We start from the raw sequence: 17471 nt of genomic DNA, 5'->3' as shown, positions 1-17471 counted from the left end.
CATGATTTGGCCAGGATTACCCTCCGTGCGTCAGTTCTTGTTCTTGTAACATCCGCCGTCCGGTCACCCCGGCGTCTCCCGCCGCCGCGGAGGGCCTGGCGCGGGCCGGGGCCGGGGATGTTAACGCTCACTCGCCGGCGGGCGGCTCGTGATCTATCTGATAAGGACGGGGTGCTCGATTTGGCGGCGATTAGCGAGCGCCGTCTCGATGTGCTGTTCCATGGCCCGCGCGCGATCGTGATCACCCTGCCGGGAGCTGGCGGAGGCGAGATCGCGAACCACCCGCAGCACGGCCGCCGCGACTTCCTGCAGATGTGTTTCCCGGTGCCAGTTCCCGCTGAGCGGGTCCAGGCCGAGGACATTCAGCATGGCCCGGGCCGAGCGGCATTCCCGCGCCGCCCTCTCGCGGTCTCCGGCGGCCAGCGCGGCGTTGCCGTCGGCCACCGCCGCGTGGACGGCGGCCAGGGCCTGCGGCACGTTCAGGTCGCTGTCCATCGCCGCGCTGAACTGCGCGGGAAGGGGGGAGGGAAGGGGAGCGGCGGCGTCGGAGCCCACCCGCACCACGAACCTCTCGACGCGCCGGTAGGCCGCGGCCGCCTCGTCCAGGGCGTCGAGGCTGAATTCCACCGGAGACCGGTAATGGGCGGCCGCCAGGTAATAGCGGAGTTCGGCCGGCCGTACGCGGTCGAGCAGGGCCGGGAGGGCCAGCGGGTTGCGCAGGCGTTTACGCACTTTCTCGCCGCCCTGGGTCACCGGTCCGTTATGCAGCCAGAATCGCGCGAACGCGTCTCCGGCGGCCCGTGACTGGGCCATCTCGTTCTCGTGGTGCGGGAATATGAGATTGGCTCCGCCGCCGTGGATGTCGAATTCCGTGCCGAGATATCGGCGGGCCATCGCGGAACATTCCAGATGCCACCCCGGGCGCCCCTCACCCCAGGGTGAGTGCCAAACCGGCTCGCCGGGCTTGGCGCTCTTCCACAACGCGAAATCACGCGGGTCGCGTTTTCCGCGTTCGTGTTCCTCGGCCGCCCGGAGATGCCGGGCCTGCTGCCGCGAAAGGGACCCGTAGTGTGGGTAGGAGTCGACCGAGAAATAGACGTTGCCGTCGGCCTCGTAGGCGTGCCCGGCCGCCACGAGTTCCTCGATCATCTCGACCATCTCGGGGATGTGCCCGGTCGCCCGTGGCTCCACGCTGGGAGGAAGGCAGCCCAGGGCGGCGTAGGCGCGGACGAAGGCGCGGTGCACGGGATCGGTGATCCGCCACCAGGGAATTCCCTCGGAAAGCGACCTGCCGATTATCTTGTCCTCGATGTCGGTGACGTTACGGCAGAGCAGGACCTCGTATCCGCTGCTTTTCAGCCAGCGGTGCAGAATATCGAAGTTCACCTGCGACCTGAGCTGTCCCACATGCGGCGGAACGACGACGGTGGGGCCGCAGAGATAAATCGACACCTTTCCGGGAATTCGGGGGACGAAATCGCGGACGGCGCGGTGATGCGTATCGTAAAGGCGAAGACCCACCTAGCCGAGGGTAAGCGACTTATCCGCTCGCTGTCGATAGTGCGGGCCGACCCGGGTTCGCACACCGGGAAATGTCGATTGTGAGGGCGGGTGAGGGCGGGGGAATAAGGACGTCTCGCCCGCTCGTTGCCGCTGCCATGGAGCCGACGAAACGGGGCCGTGTCCGGGTGGAGCCGACGGCCAAGCGCGTGCGCGTCTATGTCGAGGGGCTGCCGGTGGCCGACACCACCCGCGCCCTGCTGGTCTGGGAGGTTCCCTACTACCCGACGTACTACTTCCCGGTGGAGGACGTCCGCATGGACGCGCTCAAGGCCACCGGCGAGACGCGGCACTCGCCGAGCAGGGGCGACGCGCCGGTCCACGACGTGGCCGGCAGGCCGGGCGTCGCCGTGGTCCACGGCGACGACGCGCCGCTGCCGGAGATCCGCGGGCACGTCCGCTTCGACTGGGACGCCATGGACAACTGGTTCGAGGAGGACGAGGAGGTCTTCGTCCACGCCCGCGACCCCTACACACGGGTGGACGTCCTGGCCGCTTCGCGCCACGTCCGGGTGGAGGTGGGAGGCGTCACCGTCGCCGACTCGCGCAGTCCCCGCATCCTGTTCGAGACCGGCCTGCCCCCGCGGTACTACCTGCCCAAGACCGACGTGCGGCTGGACCTGCTGCGGCCGTCGGAGACCGTGACGCGCTGCCCGTACAAGGGGCGGGCGGAGTACTGGTCGGTCGGCGAGGACGAGCAGGGCAAGGACCTCGTCTGGTCCTATCCCACCCCGCTCCCGGAGTCCCAGAAGATCGCCGGACTGGTCGCCTTCTATGACGAGAAGGTGGACGTCTACATCGACGGCGTTCTCCAGCCCCGCCCGAAGACCAAGTTCGCCTGATCCGGCACGGCGGGCGGGGGTGCTGGTCCGGCCGGACGGGACCGTCGCGCGGGCGGGGGACCGCTGCGCCGGGGGCCGGCCCGGCCGACGCGCCGTCCCACTGGTTCGTCCCCGCGGTGCCGTCCGGCCGGCGTCGGGTCAGCGGCGGATGACGTGCAGGACGCTGGCGATGCGCTCGGCGGCGGTGACGACGTCCGAGGCGTGGCCGATGCGGCCCGCCCAGGACAGCCAGTACCACCACTCGCCGTCGCTGGCGTTGGACGCCAGCACGTCCTCGGCCATCGTGGGCTCCATGGGGTTGATGACACGCAGACGCGGGTAGAGGCCTGCCGGCGCAGTCAGGCGTACCTGGAACGAGTGAGCCTCGAGCTGGGCCGCGAGCCGCTCCAGATGGTCCATCGCCGCACTTCGGTCTACCGTCGTCATCGTCGCCTCCGGGGAACGTCAGGACCTATCACCGGAAAGGGTGAACCCGCTACGACACACCGGCAATCGTCCGGATCCCGCGAAACCGTGCAATAACCAGGGAACTCACCCCGATTCCGTGGAACGCACACGGGTTCCCGGCCACGAACGCATAACAGTCGCAGGGGGTTGGGTGCCTGCTCCTTTACGTTGGGGAAACAACCGTAAACGGGGACTCTGCACAAACGGAGGGCGTGTCCATGGCCCGCGGAGAGCACTCACCCGCTTGCGCGCGACGCTGGCGCGAACAGGCGCAGATTCGGCAGTGGACGCTGTGGCAGACCGTCCAGGCGATCCACGGGTGTTGCGGCGTGAGCCTGTTGAAGGCCCACCGGCTCGGGCGCGGCTGGTCGGCCCGGCAGGCCATCGAGGAGCTGGAGCACCTGTGTGACCAGCAGGACCTCGGGCACCCGCACGCGAGCATCGACCTGCTGAACGCCTGGGAGAACAACCGGGCCCGCCCCCGCCCGCAGACGATCGACCTGCTGGCCCGTTTGTATCGTGCCAACGCCGTGCGGCTCGGCCTCGCCGCCGACTACTGCGAGGACACGGGCGGGCAGCGGATCGTCGTCGTGGGCCCGGGCCAGACCGGCGAGCAGGCCCGCACCGAGGACCTGACCGCCGACGACGCCGAGCGCCGGGCGCTGTTCCACCAGGCGATGCTGCTGGGCACGCCGAACGGCCGGTTCTTCGCCGAGGTCGAGGGCATCCGTCACGAGCTCGACCGCACCCTCGCCCTGGGCACGGTGAACGAGGACCAGCTCGACCGGCTGGACGAGCAGGTCCTGCGTTACCGCCGTGAGTACATGACGACCCCGCCGATGCCCATGCTCTGCCGCGTCATGCTGGAGATCTCCGACGTGCGCCGGCTGAGCGCCGCCCGCCAGCCGTCCTCGGTGCAGCGCCGCCTGCTCACCGCGACCACGATGCTCACCCTGCTCGCCGCCGACGCGCTGATGAAGCTGGGCGACACGCGCCAGGCCCACGCGTGGTACGGCACCGCCCGCGCCGCCTCCGACGACGTGGGCGACCTGCGGCTGCGCGCGCTGGTCCGCGCCCAGCAGACGATGCTCCTCTACTACTACGGCGACCTGAACGAGACCGTCCGGCTGGCCCGCGAGGCGCGGATGCTGGCCGGCTCGGCGCCCAGCTCCCCGGCGGCGCTGGCGGCGGCGGCCGAGGCCCGAGCGCTGGCCAGGATGGGAGACGGCAAGGCGGCCAGGATCGCGCTCGCCGAGGCCGAGCAGATCTTCGCCCGGATGCGCGGCATGAGCCAGGACGACCTGGCCTTCGTCTTCACCGAGAAGCGGATGACGTTCTACCGCACCGGGACCCTGATCGAGCTGGGGGACGCCCAGAAGATCCAGGGGATGGACACGTTCCCGCCGGGCTTCCAGACGATCGACCCGGCGCTGATCCTGCTCGACCAGGCGAGTCACCTCGCGAGGACCGGCGACCACGAGGAGGCCTGCCGGATCGCGGCCGAGGCGCTGCGGCAGGTGCCGGCCGAGCACCGCACCTCGATCGTGGTGACCCGGGCCAGGGCTCTGCTCGCGGACGCCGATCCCGCTCTGCCCGCCGTACGGCGCCTGCGGCAGGTGCTGGCCGAGTCGTCGCCCGCGCTCGTGCTGAGCGGGCTGTTCCCGTCCGCAGAGAACGCCTGACGCCGTCGTGAGGACCTCCGGCATGAGGATCATGGAACGCCCGTCGCTGGCCGAGGAGGCGTTCGAGGTCCTGCGCGAGGTCTGCGCGCGGATCGGCGTGGACGCGCGCGGCGCGCAACTCATGCGGCTGCGCAGCAACGCCGTCTTCAAGCTGCGCGCGAACGCCGCCGGCGGCGGCGCGGCGGCCGGGGAGATGGTGGTGCGGATCGCGACGGCGCCGGACGCGCTGACCCGCCTGCCGGTGGTCCTGGCGGTCGCCCGCTGGCTCGCCGACCGGGGCTTCCCGACCGTGCGGCCGGTCGACGAGATTCCCGGCCAGCCCATCGTCCACGAGGGCCGCGCGGTGACCTTCTGGCGGTATGTCCCCTCCTGGGGCCGTCCGACCACCCGGCAACTCGGCCGGGTGCTGCGCAGCCTCCACCGGGAGCCGGTGCCGCCGATGGGGCTGCGGGCGCTCACCGACCCGCTCGCCGAGGTGCGGCACGCGGTGGAGCAGCGGGCCGAGGTGCTGACTCCCGGGCAGCGCTCCTGGCTGAGAGACCGCATCGAGGAGCTCACCGGGCGCTGGCGCGACCTGGACACCGGCGCGCCGGTGCTGCTGCACGGCGACGCGTGGATCGACAACCTGCTGCGCCGCCAGGACGGGCACGTCGTGCTGTGCGACTGGGACGGCGTGGCCGTCGGGCCGCGCGAGTGGGACCTGGTGCACACCTATCACGGGCAGCGCCGCTTCGGGCTGTCGACGGACGACGTGGACGGCTTCGCCCACGCCTACGGCTCCGACCTTCGGCAGTGGCCGGGCTACGGCACGCTCATGGAGGTGCGGGACATGTACGCCGTGGGCATCCACATCCGCAACGCCGCCGGAGACCCGTTCTCCCGCCAGGAGCTGCCCCGCCGGCTCGACTCGCTCACGCGCGGTGACGGCCACGCCCGCTGGTACATGGCGGCACCGGCATAGCCTCAGGTAATCGCGGGTACTGTCCGTACAGGCTGTGAGTGTCGCAGTGGACGATTTCCAAAAACGTGGTCTGTGAAAAAGCGCACCCGGGTTGTTCCCGGCGGCGGGCGTGCGTGCCATTCCAGCGTCCCACGCGGATGGGCGACGATTCCGCTACGCAGCCTCATGCTCCCGACCTGGGAACATGGTGCGGCTTCCAAGAAGGAGAAGCAGTTGTCTGAAGGCACTGTCAAGTGGTTCAACTCGGAAAAGGGCTTCGGTTTCATCGCTCCGGACGACGGCACCGCTGACGTGTTCGTTCATTATTCGGCGATAACGTCTAACGGTTATCGTACGCTGGACCAGAACCAGCGGGTCAGTTACGTGACCGTTCAGGGCACCAAGGGACCGCAGGCCGAACAGGTCACGCCGCTGTAGATCGTGACTCTCGGTGACGGTGCGGCCGTGAGCGGCCGCACGAGCGGTACCGCGTCGGCCCGCGCCGTTCCGGCGGCGCGGGCCCGATGTTTTGCCGTTCCTTTGCCGGGAAGCGGGAACGGTCATGAGACTCAGCATGACCTCCGACCTCTGGTGGAAGAACGCGGTCGTGTACTGCCTCGACATCGAGACCTTCGCCGACGGCAACGGCGACGGGATCGGCGACTTCCGGGGCGCGATCCAGCGCATCGACCACCTGGACAGGATGGGTGTCACGTGCATCTGGCTGATGCCGTTCTTCCCGACCCCTGACAAGGACGACGGGTACGACATCACCGACTTCTACAACGTCGACCCGCGCCTGGGGACGCTCGGCGACTTCGTCGAGTTCATGCGGGTGGCCAGGGACCGCGGCATCAGGGTCATCGCCGACCTCGTGGTCAACCACACCTCCGACCAGCATCCCTGGTTCAAGGAGGCGCGTTCCAGCCGGGACTCCCGCTACCGCGACTGGTACATCTGGTCGGACAAGCCGGAGCCGGACGACCCCAAGGGCGTCGTGTTCCCCGACAAGGAGGACAGCCTCTGGGAGTACGACGAGAAGACCGAGCAGTACTACTACCACCGGTTCTACCGGTTCCAGCCCGACCTCAACACCGCCAACCCCGAGGTGCAGGACGAGATCTCCCGCATCCTCGGCTTCTGGATGGAGCTCGGCCTGTCGGGGTTCCGGGTGGACGCCGTGCCGTTCCTCATCGAGCAGGTCACCGACAGCGGTGACGACCTGCCCGACCCGCACGAGTTCTTCGCCTGCCTGCGGGCGTTCCTCAGCCGACGCGACGGCAGCGCGATCCTGCTCGGCGAGGTCAACCTGCCGTACCCGGACCTCGTGAAGTACTTCGGCAACGACCTCGGTGACGAGCTCACCATGTGCTTCGACTTCATCAGCATGCAGCGGACGTACCTCTCGCTCGCGCGCGAGGACGCCCGGCCGCTCGCCGCCGCGCTGCGGGAGCGGCCCAGCCCGCCCAGGGACAGCCAGTGGGCGACGTTCATGCGCAACCACGACGAGCTCACGCTCGACAAGCTCAGCGACTCCGAGCGCGAGGAGATCTTCGCGGCGTTCGGCCCGGACAAGGACATGCAGGTGTTCGGGCGTGGCCTGCGGCGCCGCCTGCCGACGATGCTCGGCGGCGACCTGGAGCGGATCAAGATGGTCTACAGCCTGCTGTTCTCCCTGCCGGGCACACCCGTGCTCTTCTACGGCGAGGAGATCGGCATGGGCGAGAACCTGGAGATCGAGGGCCGTCTCGCCGTACGGACGCCCATGCAGTGGACTCCGCACCGCAACGGCGGCTTCAGCGACGCCGATCCCGCCAAGGTGAGCATCCCCATGCCGAAGGGCGACTTCGGCCCGGAGAAGGTGAACGTCAGCGCCCAGGAACGCGACCCCGACTCGCTCCTGGCGTGGATCACCCGCCTGATCCGGCACTACCGCGACTGCCCCGAGTTCGCCTGGGGGAAGTACACCGTGCTCGACACGGGCGTGGACGCGGTGTTCGCGCACCGCGCGGACTGCGACGGCGAGACGGTCGTCGCCGTGCACAACCTCGGCGACGCCGAGACCGAGGTGGAGCTCACGCTGGAGGGGTTCGACTCGTCGAAGGTGCTGACCGACCTGCTCGTGGACGGCCGGATCGAGATCGACGACTCGGGCAGGGTCGGTTTCCCCATGGGCCGGTACGGCTGCCGCTGGTTCCGGGCCTCCGCCCCCGAGACCGCCCCCGCCGACTCCGCAGACCCTTCCTAGGGGACGCCTCAGGGGCGGCTCCGGTGGATCTCCGATGGGCCGCCGCCATCCCCATGGCCACAGTGAGGAGCCATGGGGATGGTCTTGGGATACACGCTGGTCGCCGCCGGCGCCGCCGTGATGTTCGTGCTTCATCTGACGGCGGGGCTCGACCCGCTGACGGACATGATCAGTGAGTACGCCTTCGCGCCGCACGGCCTGCTGCTGCCCGTCTCGCTGACGCTGCTCGCGGCCGGCTCCGCCGTGCTCGCCGTACGGCTGGCGCGGCTGGACCGGCGCCCGGCCCTGCTGGTCGGCGTGTGGAGCGGCTGCCTGCTGCTGGTCGCCGGGTTCCCGACCGACCGGCCGGGGCTGTCGCTGTCGGTGTCCGGGGGCATCCACCGCTACGCGGCGTTCGCCGCGTTCGTCAGTCTTCCGCTGGCCGGGCTGCTCGTCGCCAGGGCCACCCGGTCGCGGCCGGTCCGGCTGCTGTGCGCGGTCGCGCTCGGGTCGCTCGTCCTGGTGGTCGTGCCGTACGCCCTCCGCGCGCTGGGCCTCGACCCCGGCATGGTGCCCGCCGGTCTCACGCAGCGCCTGACCGTCGTCTCGGAGGTGGCGGCGCTGCTGGTGATGGCGGCCTCAGCCGCCGCAGCTCAGGTACGCGAAGGCGCCGGAGCGGACCTTGTAGGAGTCCCGCACCCGGGTCCGGCCCGTCTCGGTGTCGACCTTCAGGACGGTCACCACGTCGCGGGATCCCTGCGACCGCACCAGGTGCAGGGTCACCTCGTGCCCGCCGGTCCAGTCGATCATGTCGAGCGCGGCGTCCTTCGGCAGGGAGAAGCGGACCGAGCCCGTCGCCTGGTCGGTCGCGACGTCGTAGAAACGCAGCCTCGCCTTCTCGCCGAGGCCGGTGACGTAGGCGACCGTGCGGTCGTCGGCGGACAGTCCCCATGGGCCGTTGTTGGCCACGATCTGGGGCGGGACAGCGGCGGCCAGTTCGGCGCCCGTGTCGTCGTGGACGGCCAGCCCGATGGTGTTCTCGTCGCCGGCGCGCTGCAGGAGGACGGACGAGCCGTCCCCGCTGAAGCCGGCGAACCCGTCCGTCTCCGGGGTGGTGCCGGTCGCGCTCGCCCGCGCCACGTCGAACAGGCGGACCCGGGTGCGGCCGTCCCCCGCGATGTAGCCGAGGGCGAGGCGGTCGCCGTCCTGGGAGAGCTTCAGCCAGGCCGCGTTCATGCCGAGGCCGCGCGGCAGCGGACTCCTCGGCATCACGCGGACGCCGCCGTGGAACTCGCGTACCACGAGCCGGTGGTCGGACTTGCGGAAGTAGGCCACCGACTCGCCGTCGCCGCTGACGGTGAGCGGGGCGCTGTTGGTCCTGTCGGGCCTGCCCTTGGCGGTCAGCGGCCACAGCATGGCGTCCTTGAGCGCGACCCGCCTGCCGTCGAGCAGGTCCAGCCGCCAGGTGTGGCAGGGCGTCGCGGTGCCGTCCTTGCGCGGGCAGGAGTCCACCGACGCGTAGCGGATCGTGTGGTGGGAGGTCTGTGTCTGGGCGGCCGCCGGGAGGGCCAGCGCCGGGACGGTCAGCATGGTCAGGGCGAGGCCGGTCAGTCCCCGTGTGATCGGCCGGGTGGGGTGCTGCATGATCATCTCCTTTCCGGGATGTCATGCATTGGACCCGTCCGGGACCCGGCCGGTTCTGTCACGTGTTGATATCGGCCTGCCGGTGGTCGAGGGTCTCCAGCGCGTCCTCGACGGCGCGGTGGAAGGTCGGATAGGCGTACATCATGTGCCGCAGCCGTGCGGTGGGGATCTCGTTCTGCACCGCCACCACGAGCGCGCCGAGGACCTCGCCGCCCGCCGGGCCGCTGCTGGTGGCGCCGACGAGCACCCCGCGCCGCGCGTCCTCGACCAGCTTGACCAGGCCCTCGTGCCCCGGCCCGTGGATCCAGCCCCGGGCCGAGTCGCCGAGGGCGGCGAACCCCACCCGCACCTCGACGCCGGCCTCCCTGGCCTCCCGCTCGGTCATGCCGACCGCGCCGACCTCCGGGTCGGTGAACGTGACGCGCGGCACCGCGCGGTAGTCGGCGGCGGGCCCGCCCTCGCCGAGGATGTCGCGGGCGGCGATCCTGCCCTGGTAGACGGCGACGTGTGTGTAGGCGCCGCGGCCGGTCACGTCGCCCACCGCCCAGACGCCGTCGCCGGCCCGCATCCGGTCGTCCACCTCGACGAACCGGGCCTTCTCGTCCAGGCCGGCGTTCCCGGCGCCTATCGCCGCCAGGTCGACGCTGCGCCCGGTCGCCACCAGCAGGTGTGCGGCGCGCAGGATCCGGCCGTCGCCGAGCGTCAGCGCGAAGCCGTCGCCGTCGTGCCGCACCCGTTCGACGGCGACGCCGGTGTGCGTCTCGACGCGTTCCCCGGCGAAAACGCGGGCCAGCAGCGCGCCCGCCTCCGGCTCCTCGCGGGGCAGCAGGCGGCCGGCGCCCTCCACGATCGTGACCCGGGCGCCGAACCGGGCGAAGACCTGGGCGAGCTCGCAGCCGATCGCTCCGCCGCCGAGCACGATCAGCGACTCGGGCACCCGCCGCGCCACGACGGCGTCCCGGTTGGTCCAGTAGGGCGTGCCCACCAGGCCGTCGATCGGGGGAACGGCGGGAGTGGTGCCGGTGGCGACGACGATCCCCCGCCGGGCACGCAGCCTGCGGCCGTCCACGGTCACCTCGCGCGGGCCGGTGATCCGGCCGCGGCCGCGGACGACGTCGACTCCGGCGCTCTCGAAGTGCTCGGCCCTGTCGGCGTCGCTCCAGTCGTCGGTGCCCTCCCCGGTGATCCGGTCGATCACCGGGGTCCACGCCGGGGTCACCCGGACCGACCCGGCCACACCGGGCACGCGGCGGGCCTCGGCCAGCAGGTCGGCCGCGCGCACCATCATCTTCGAGGGGACGCAGCCCCAGTAGGCGCACTCGCCCCCGATCAGGCCGGCCTCCACGGCGGCCACGCCGAGCCCCGCCTCCGCCAGCCGTCCCGCGACGCCCTCGCCGCCGGGTCCCATGCCGAGCACCACAACGTCGTAGGCCCCGTCTCCAGTCATGCCCGTCCACTGCCCGCAGACAGCCTCTGTGCACGTACGGGAACACCGGGAAAAACGTGAGGAGGGGGCGGGCCGTGACCGGCCCGCCCCCTCCTCACGCGGTCGTCAGATCGTTCGTCAGATGAGGCCCAGCGCCTTGACGGCGTCGCGCTCCTCCACCAGCTCGCCGACCGAGGCGTCGATCCGCTCGCGGGAGAACGCGTCGATCTCCAGACCCTGGACGATCTCCCAGCGGCCGTTCCTGGACACGACGGGGAAGGACGAGATGAGGCCCTCCGGCACGCCGTACGAGCCGTCGGACGGCACCGCGGCGGAGGTCCAGTCGCCCTCGGGCGTGCCGTTCACCCAGTCGTGCACGTGGTCGATCGCCGCGTTGGCCGCCGACGCGGCCGAGGACGCGCCGCGCGCCTCGATGATCGCCGCGCCGCGCTTGGCGACGGTCGGGATGAAGGTGTCGCGCAGCCACTCCTCCTCGACGAGCTCGGCCGCGACCTTGCCGCCGACCTCGGTGTGGAAGAGGTCCGGGTACTGCGTCGCGGAGTGGTTGCCCCAGATCGTCATCTTGCTGATCTCGGTCACCGGGACGCTCAGCTTGCCGGCGAGCTGCGACAGCGCGCGGTTGTGGTCGAGGCGGGTCATCGCGGTGAACCGCTCGGCCGGCACGTCGGGAGCGGCGGACCGCGCGATGAGCGCGTTGGTGTTGGCCGGGTTGCCCACGACGAGCACGCGGATGTCGTCGGCGGCGTTGTCGTTGATGGCCCTGCCCTGCGGGCCGAAGATCCCGCCGTTGGCCTCGAGCAGGTCGCCGCGCTCCATGCCCTTCGTACGGGGGCGGGCGCCGACGAGCAGCGCGACGTTGGCGCCGTCGAAGGCCCGGGCCGGGTCGTCGGAGATCTCGATGCCGCGCAGCAGCGGGAACGCGCAGTCGTCGAGCTCCATCGCCGTGCCCTCGGCCGCCTTCACGGCCTGCGGGATCTCCAGGAGGCTGAGCTTCACCGGGGTGTCTGCCCCGAGAAGCTGGCCCGAGGCGACGCGGAACAGCAGCGCGTAACCGATCTGGCCGGCCGCGCCGGTGACGGTCACTTTGACGGTCATGACGATCCCCATTCGCGATATGTGTGACTCACGGATGCTACCCGCCGGACCCCATCCCCTCGTGACCAGGTCAGGTTCGTGTCCGGCGCCGTCCGTCCCGGGCGTTCCGCCGGGGCCGCCCGGCGGAACGCCCGGAGGAGGCGGGTTGACGCGCAGTAGGCCCCTGGCCACGCGTTTCACGGATGAATGGGTGAAACTTTCACGTAACACGCAGGCGTCTTCGGGCGTAACGTCACCATGGATGCCCTGTTCGGGCGGCGGGTACACGCCGGGTGGGCTTTCTGTGGCGATGTGGGTCTTGACGGGTCTCTGTACGCCGCCGGGGGCGGTGCCTATGGTTCGTGGGAGCGCTCCCAAGCGCAGAAACCACCGCCAGGAGGACCTTCCCAATGAGATCCACCCCCCGACCGGGAGCCGTGAGCTCTACGGTGCGCCGCGGCCTGGTCGCGGCGGCCGTGCTCGCGATCGGCTCCACGGCGGCCGTGGCCACCGCCACTTCGGCGAGTGCCGCGGTCTCCTGCAAAGTCACCTACTCCGCCAGTCAGTGGCAGGGCGGCATGTCCGCCAACCTGACCATCCAGAACCTGGGCGACGCGCTCAGCAACTGGACGCTCACGTTCACCTTCCCGAACAGCGGCCAGAAGGTCGCCCAGGGCTGGTCGGCCAACTGGAGCCAGTCGGGCAGCAACGTGAGCGCGACCGCGCTCGACTGGAACAAGTCGCTGGCGACCGGCGCGTCCACGAGCCTCGGCTTCAACGGCACCTGGACCAGCAGCAACCCGTCGCCGACCGACTTCAAGATCAACGGCGTGTCCTGCAACGGGACCCCGCAGTCGCCGTCGCAGTCGCCGTCCCAGTCGCCGTCGCGGTCTCCTTCGCAGTCGCCGTCGCAGTCGCCGTCCCAGTCTCCTTCGCAGTCCCCCTCGCAGTCGCCGTCCCAGTCTCCCTCGCAGTCCCCGTCCCAGTCGCCGTCGTACTCGCCGCCGCCGCCCGGGACCCACGTGGACAACCCGTACTCCGGCGCCACGGGCTACGTGAACCCGGACTGGTCGAGGAGCGCGTCGAACGAGCCGGGCGGCTCGAAGATCGCCAACACCTCCACGGCGGTCTGGCTGGACCGCATCGCCGCGATCAGCTCCGGCTCCGCGGGCCAGAACAGCATGGGTCTGCGTGACCACCTGGACGAGGCGGTCAGGCAGGACGCGGCCAACGGCAGCGCGCCTCTCACGATCCAGGTCGTCATCTACGACCTGCCGAACCGTGACTGCTCGGCGCTCGCCTCCAACGGTGAGCTGAAGATCGCGAACAACGGCCTCGCGCGGTACAAGTCCGAGTACATCGACGTGATCGCCGGCATCATGGCGGACTCGAAGTACTCCAACCTCCGCATCGTGACGGTCATCGAGCCCGACTCGCTGCCGAACCTGATCACCAACGTCAGCAACTTCCAGGCGTGCCAGGAGGCCCAGTCCTCGGGCGCCTACGTCCAGGGCGTCCAGTACGCGCTGAACAAGCTGCACGCGATCCGGAACGTCTACACCTACATCGACGCGGCGCACCACGCCTGGCTCGGCTGGGACACCAACTTCGGCCCGGTGGTGAACCTCTTCCACCAGGTCGCGTCCGGGACCACCGCGGGCGTGAACAGCGTCGACGGCTTCATCACGAACACCGCCAACTTCGCCGCGCTGTCCGAGCCGTACTTCACCATCAACACCTCGGTGAACGGCCAGTCGGTGCGTCAGTCCAAGTGGGTCGACTGGAACTACTACGTGGACGAGCAGACCTTCGCGGTCGGGCTGCGCAACGCCCTGGTGGCGAAGGGCTTCCCGAACACGCTGGGCATGCTGATCGACACCTCCCGCAACGGCTGGGGCGGCTCGGCCCGTCCGACCAAGGCGAGCACGTCCACCAACGTGGACACCTTCGTCAACGAGTCCCGCGTCGACCGCCGGATCCACGCCGGCAACTGGTGCAACCAGTCCGGTGCCGGCATGGGCGAGCGGCCGAGGGCGAACCCCGCCGCCGGTCTCGACGCCTACGTCTGGATCAAGCCTCCGGGTGAGTCCGACGGCGCCAGCGCGCAGATCCCGAACGACGAGGGCAAGGGCGCGGACCCGATGTGCGACCCGACCTACCACGGCAACAGCCTGAACGGCAACAACCTCTCGGGCGCGCTGGCCGGCGCCCCGCTGTCGGGCCACTGGTTCTCCGCCCAGTTCCAGCAGCTCCTGGCGAACGCCTACCCGCCCATCTCGTAACCCGAGGAACCGCGTAGGCGCACAAGAAGGCGGGCCCCGTCGCTATCGCGACGGGGCCCGCCCCTTTGCGTGTACCGCGCCGGTCAGGTGTAGTGGCTCGACCGGCTGCTCCGGGTGAGCTTGAACACGACCGACACGATCAGGGCGATCGCGCCGATGATCAGGACCCACTTCAGTGCGCCGAAGATGAGCCCGATCACGGAGCCGAGAAGGAAGAACCCGACGATGACGGCTGCTGCGATGAGGAGAATGCGTCCCATGCCTTCACGGTACGGGCCGCACTCCCCCCGCTCACAGGGCCGAAGGCCAAGTTCAGGGCAGACTCAGGGTCATCTCAGGGTGCGCCTCGGCAGGGGAGATCAGTCGTTGGCGTGCAGCGCGGCGTTGAGCTCGATGCCCCTGCTCTCCCTGGACACCGCCTCGACGGCCCCGGTCGTCGAGTTGCGGCGCAGCAGCAGGCCCGACTTGCCCGACAGCTCCCTGGCCTTCACGACCTGCCCGTCCGGGAGGGCGACCTTGGTGCCCGCCGTGACGTACAGCCCGGCCTCCACCACGCAGTCGTCGCCCAGCGAGATGCCGATGCCCGAGTTGGCCCCGAGCAGGCACCGCTCGCCGATCGAGATGACCTCCTTGCCGCCGCCGGACAGCGTCCCCATGATCGAGGCGCCGCCGCCCACGTCGGAGCCGTCGCCCACGACGACCCCGGCGGAGATCCGGCCCTCCACCATCGAGGCGCCGAGCGTGCCGGCGTTGTAGTTGACGAAACCCTCGTGCATGACGGTGGTGCCGCTCGCCAGGTGCGCGCCGAGCCGTACGCGGTCGGCGTCGGCGACGCGCACTCCCGCGGGCAGCACGTAGTCGACCATCCGGGGGAACTTGTCCACGCCGTACACGGTCACCGGGCCGCGGGCCCGGAGGCGCAGCCGCACCTCCTCGAAGCCCTCCGCGCGGCACGGGCCGTGGTTGGTCCACACGACGTTGGCCAGCAGCCCGAAGATCCCGTCGAGGTTGAGCCCGCGCGGCCGGACCAGACGGTGGGACAGCAGGTGCAGGCGCAGGTACACATCGTGCGCGTCGGCCGGCGGAGCCGCCAGGTCGGCGACGCCGGTGCGCACGGCCACGACCTCGACGCCGCGGGCGGGGTCGGGGCCGACGAGCTCCGCCATGCCCTCGCCCAGGTCCTCGTGGGAGATCGGCTCGGTGCCCACGGCCGGGGGCTCGCCCAGCGCCGGGAAGGGGAACCAGGTGTCCAGCACGGTGCCGTCCGCGGCGATCGTGGCCAGGCCGATGCCGTACGCACCAGAGGTGGAGTCGATAGCTGTCATGGGCACCTACGCTACCGGCTCAGGATCCGGGATCTCCGGGGCGGACCAGACCCGACTCGTAGGCGTGCCGTACGGCCTGGGCGCGGTCGCGCAGGCCGAGCTTGGCGAGCAGCCGGTTGATGTGCGTGCTCACCGTCGCCTCGGCGATCGACAGCGCGGCCGCGATCTCGCCGTTCGACAGTCCCCGCGCGACCAGGCGGAGCACCTGCTCCTCGCGGGCCGTCAGCCCCGAGTCGCCGGGCGGCGCCGCGGCGGGCCGCGCGCGCCGGTAGGCGTCGACGACCCGCTCCGTCACGGCCGGGTCGAGCAGGACCTCTCCGCGCGCCGCGCTGCGGATCGCCGCGAACAGGTGTTCGGGCGGCGAGACCTTGAGCAGGAAGCCGCTGACCCCCGAGCGCAGGGCGTGGTCGAGGTTCTCGTCGGTGTCGTACGTCGTCAGCAGGATCACCCGTGGCGGCCGCGGGGAGGCGAGGATCCGCCGGGCCGCCTCCAGGCCGTCGAGGCGCGGCATCGCGATGTCGAGCAGCACGACGTCGGGCCGCAGGCTCCGGGCCAGCTCGACGGCGTGCTCGCCGTCGGACGCCTCGCCCAGCACGGTGAGGTCCGGCTGCGTCCCGATGACCAGTCGCAGCCCGGTCCGGACCATCGCCTGGTCGTCGGCGATCAGGATCCCGATCGCACCCGTGCCGTCCGGAGCGTCGTTCACGGCGTCGCTCACAGCGGCAGCACCGCCCGGACGCCGAAGCCGCCCGAGGGGAGCGGCGCCGCGGTGAGCGTGCCGCGGAACAGCGCGGCCCGCTCCCGCATGCCGATGAGCCCGTGCCCGCTCCCTCGCGTGCCCGGCCGGGGGCGCCCCTCGCGGGGGCCGTGGTCCACGACGTCGAGGCGCAGCTCCCGAGGGGTGTAGGCGACGGTCACCTCCGCCCGGGTGGCGCCGGCGTGCTTGAGCGTGTTGGTCAGCGCCTCCTGCACGATGCGGTAGGCCGACAGGTCGAGCCCGGCGGACAGCGGCACCGGATCGCCCCGCACCTCCAGGGTCACGTCGAGCCCGGCGGCCCGGACCTGGTCCAGCAGGTCCCGCAGCCCGTCGAGGCCGGCCCGCGGCCCCGGGACCTCGGCCGGCGATCCGCGCAGCAGGCCGAGCATCCGGCGCAGCTCGTCCACGGCGCCCCGGCCAGTCTCCTCGACGGCGGTGAGCACCTGCCGCTCGCGTTCCTGGTCCTCGCGCAGCATGAGCCGTACGCCGCCGGTCTGCATGGTCATCACGCTGACGCTGTGGGCGACGATGTCGTGCAGCTCGCGCGCTATCCGGGCGCGCTCCTCCGCCACCGCCTCGCGGGCCAGCAGTTCGCCGCGCTCGGCGGCCTGCTCGGCGAGCGCGCGGTGCCGGCGTACGGCGAGGCCCGCGCCCGCCGCGATGGCGCACATGACCAGCGCGACGGCGACGTCCCCCGGGCCGGACGGCGGGGACGAGGCGGCCAGCATGGCGGCCACGAACGCACCGGTCGCGCCGAGGCCGCACACGGCCTTGACGCCGCGCGGCCGGACCTCCGACAGGAGCGTGAACAACAGCACGAGCTGGGTGTAGAACTGCCAGGCCGCCGCCATCTGGGGCGTCAGGACGAGCAACGCGACGTTGGCGGCGGAGTAGACGGCGAGGATCGCGAAGGGGGCGCGACGCCGGAACAGCACGCCGGCGGCGGCGACGAGCCCGGCGGCTGTCCAGAGGAACAGATGGCCGCGTGAGGGGGCTGCCGTGCGCCCGCTGACCTCCTCGGCGACCGCGAACAGGCCCACGGCCACCGCGACGAGCCAGTCGACGGGGGCGGGGAGACGGCGGTGGAGCATGACGCAGACAGTAGTGGTCACTCGGTCAGATATTCACGCCCATTGCATGACAAAAGGGGCACGCCGCCCCAGGCCATGCCCGCTGCCTGGCGTCCTTTGCGACCGGGGGGACGCGGGGGGCGCGGAAATCCGCCTGGAGGGGGACCAGGGGTC

The 17471-nt window shown here is 71.1% G+C and carries 15 protein-coding genes and 1 pseudogene; 7 read left to right on the top strand and 9 right to left on the bottom strand.

Going from position 1 to position 17471, the window contains the following annotated elements:
- Window positions 1-153: 153 nt before the first annotated feature.
- A complete protein-coding gene (gene cysS / locus FED44_RS23895) occupies window positions 154-1521 on the bottom strand; it encodes a cysteine--tRNA ligase (RefSeq protein WP_117408617.1) in 1368 nt (455 codons plus the stop codon).
- A 137-nt stretch (window positions 1522-1658) separates the two neighbouring features.
- Here cysS and FED44_RS23890 point away from each other — a divergent pair, with 137 nt between their 5' ends.
- The gene (locus tag FED44_RS23890) at window positions 1659-2402 is read left to right on the top strand and encodes a DUF427 domain-containing protein (RefSeq protein ID WP_138462110.1); all 744 of its coding nucleotides are present in this window, start codon (window positions 1659-1661) and stop codon (window positions 2400-2402) included.
- Between the two features lie 138 nt (window positions 2403-2540).
- Here the strand turns inward: FED44_RS23890 and FED44_RS23885 are convergent, their stop codons facing one another.
- The gene (locus tag FED44_RS23885; RefSeq protein ID WP_117408619.1) at window positions 2541-2828 is read right to left on the bottom strand and encodes a hypothetical protein; all 288 of its coding nucleotides are present in this window, start codon (window positions 2826-2828) and stop codon (window positions 2541-2543) included.
- Between the two features lie 350 nt (window positions 2829-3178).
- Between FED44_RS23885 and FED44_RS23880 the strand changes: the two genes are divergently transcribed.
- The 5 genes and pseudogenes from FED44_RS23880 to FED44_RS38525 form a co-directional block, all read left to right on the top strand.
- Window positions 3179-4531, top strand: coding sequence for an XRE family transcriptional regulator (locus FED44_RS23880; RefSeq protein ID WP_244302190.1), 1353 nt, complete (start codon window positions 3179-3181; stop codon window positions 4529-4531).
- A 22-nt stretch (window positions 4532-4553) separates the two neighbouring features.
- Window positions 4554-5492, top strand: a complete 939-nt coding sequence (locus tag FED44_RS23875; RefSeq protein ID WP_244302188.1) for a phosphotransferase enzyme family protein — start codon at window positions 4554-4556, stop codon at window positions 5490-5492.
- A 213-nt stretch (window positions 5493-5705) separates the two neighbouring features.
- The gene (locus FED44_RS23870) at window positions 5706-5909 is read left to right on the top strand and encodes a cold-shock protein (protein WP_117408627.1); all 204 of its coding nucleotides are present in this window, start codon (window positions 5706-5708) and stop codon (window positions 5907-5909) included.
- 124 nt (window positions 5910-6033) lie between these two features.
- Window positions 6034-7719: an alpha-amylase family protein gene (locus FED44_RS23865; protein WP_138462109.1), complete on the top strand. Its 1686-nt coding sequence runs from the start codon at window positions 6034-6036 to the stop codon at window positions 7717-7719.
- Between the two features lie 72 nt (window positions 7720-7791).
- A pseudogene (locus FED44_RS38525) lies at window positions 7792-8277 on the top strand (DUF998 domain-containing protein); the annotation flags it as partial.
- A gap of 60 nt (window positions 8278-8337) precedes the next feature.
- Here FED44_RS38525 and FED44_RS37600 read toward each other — a convergent pair.
- The 3 genes from FED44_RS37600 to FED44_RS23845 all read right to left on the bottom strand — a co-directional run bounded on the left by FED44_RS37600 (window position 8338) and on the right by FED44_RS23845 (window position 11884).
- Window positions 8338-9342: a hypothetical protein gene (locus FED44_RS37600; protein WP_138462108.1), complete on the bottom strand. Its 1005-nt coding sequence runs from the start codon at window positions 9340-9342 to the stop codon at window positions 8338-8340.
- A 58-nt stretch (window positions 9343-9400) separates the two neighbouring features.
- Entirely contained in the window at window positions 9401-10789 is a 1389-nt protein-coding gene (locus tag FED44_RS23850) for a dihydrolipoyl dehydrogenase family protein (protein ID WP_138462107.1), read from the bottom strand.
- Between the two features lie 117 nt (window positions 10790-10906).
- Window positions 10907-11884, bottom strand: a complete 978-nt coding sequence (locus FED44_RS23845) for a malate dehydrogenase (RefSeq protein WP_117408628.1) — start codon at window positions 11882-11884, stop codon at window positions 10907-10909.
- Window positions 11885-12300: 416 nt separating this feature from the next.
- On the opposite strand from FED44_RS23845, the gene FED44_RS23840 reads away from it, so the two are divergent.
- The gene (locus FED44_RS23840) at window positions 12301-14145 is read left to right on the top strand and encodes a glycoside hydrolase family 6 protein (RefSeq protein WP_316246866.1); all 1845 of its coding nucleotides are present in this window, start codon (window positions 12301-12303) and stop codon (window positions 14143-14145) included.
- An 83-nt stretch (window positions 14146-14228) separates the two neighbouring features.
- Here FED44_RS23840 and FED44_RS35985 read toward each other — a convergent pair whose 3' ends face one another.
- The 4 genes from FED44_RS35985 to FED44_RS23825 all read right to left on the bottom strand — a co-directional run bounded on the left by FED44_RS35985 (window position 14229) and on the right by FED44_RS23825 (window position 17318).
- Window positions 14229-14405, bottom strand: a complete 177-nt coding sequence (locus tag FED44_RS35985; protein ID WP_167521562.1) for a hypothetical protein — start codon at window positions 14403-14405, stop codon at window positions 14229-14231.
- 99 nt (window positions 14406-14504) lie between these two features.
- The gene (dapD, locus tag FED44_RS23835; protein WP_138462106.1) at window positions 14505-15470 is read right to left on the bottom strand and encodes a 2,3,4,5-tetrahydropyridine-2,6-dicarboxylate N-succinyltransferase; all 966 of its coding nucleotides are present in this window, start codon (window positions 15468-15470) and stop codon (window positions 14505-14507) included.
- A gap of 19 nt (window positions 15471-15489) precedes the next feature.
- On the bottom strand, window positions 15490-16188 hold the full coding sequence (locus FED44_RS23830; protein ID WP_262367267.1) for a response regulator: 699 nt from the start codon (window positions 16186-16188) through the stop codon (window positions 15490-15492).
- Window positions 16185-17318 carry a sensor histidine kinase gene (locus tag FED44_RS23825; protein WP_138462105.1) on the bottom strand — a complete coding sequence of 378 codons (1134 nt, stop codon included), beginning with the start codon at window positions 17316-17318 and terminating at the stop codon, window positions 16185-16187. The genes FED44_RS23830 and FED44_RS23825 overlap by 4 nt, the downstream gene beginning before the upstream one ends.
- Window positions 17319-17471: the final 153 nt, after the last annotated feature.

This window comes from Microbispora triticiradicis, assembly GCF_005864065.1.
Taxonomy (GTDB): Bacteria; Actinomycetota; Actinomycetes; order Streptosporangiales; family Streptosporangiaceae; genus Microbispora; species Microbispora triticiradicis.
The sequence above is the reverse complement of the archived record's forward strand: the minus strand, read 5'-3'. Positions and strand labels throughout refer to the sequence as shown.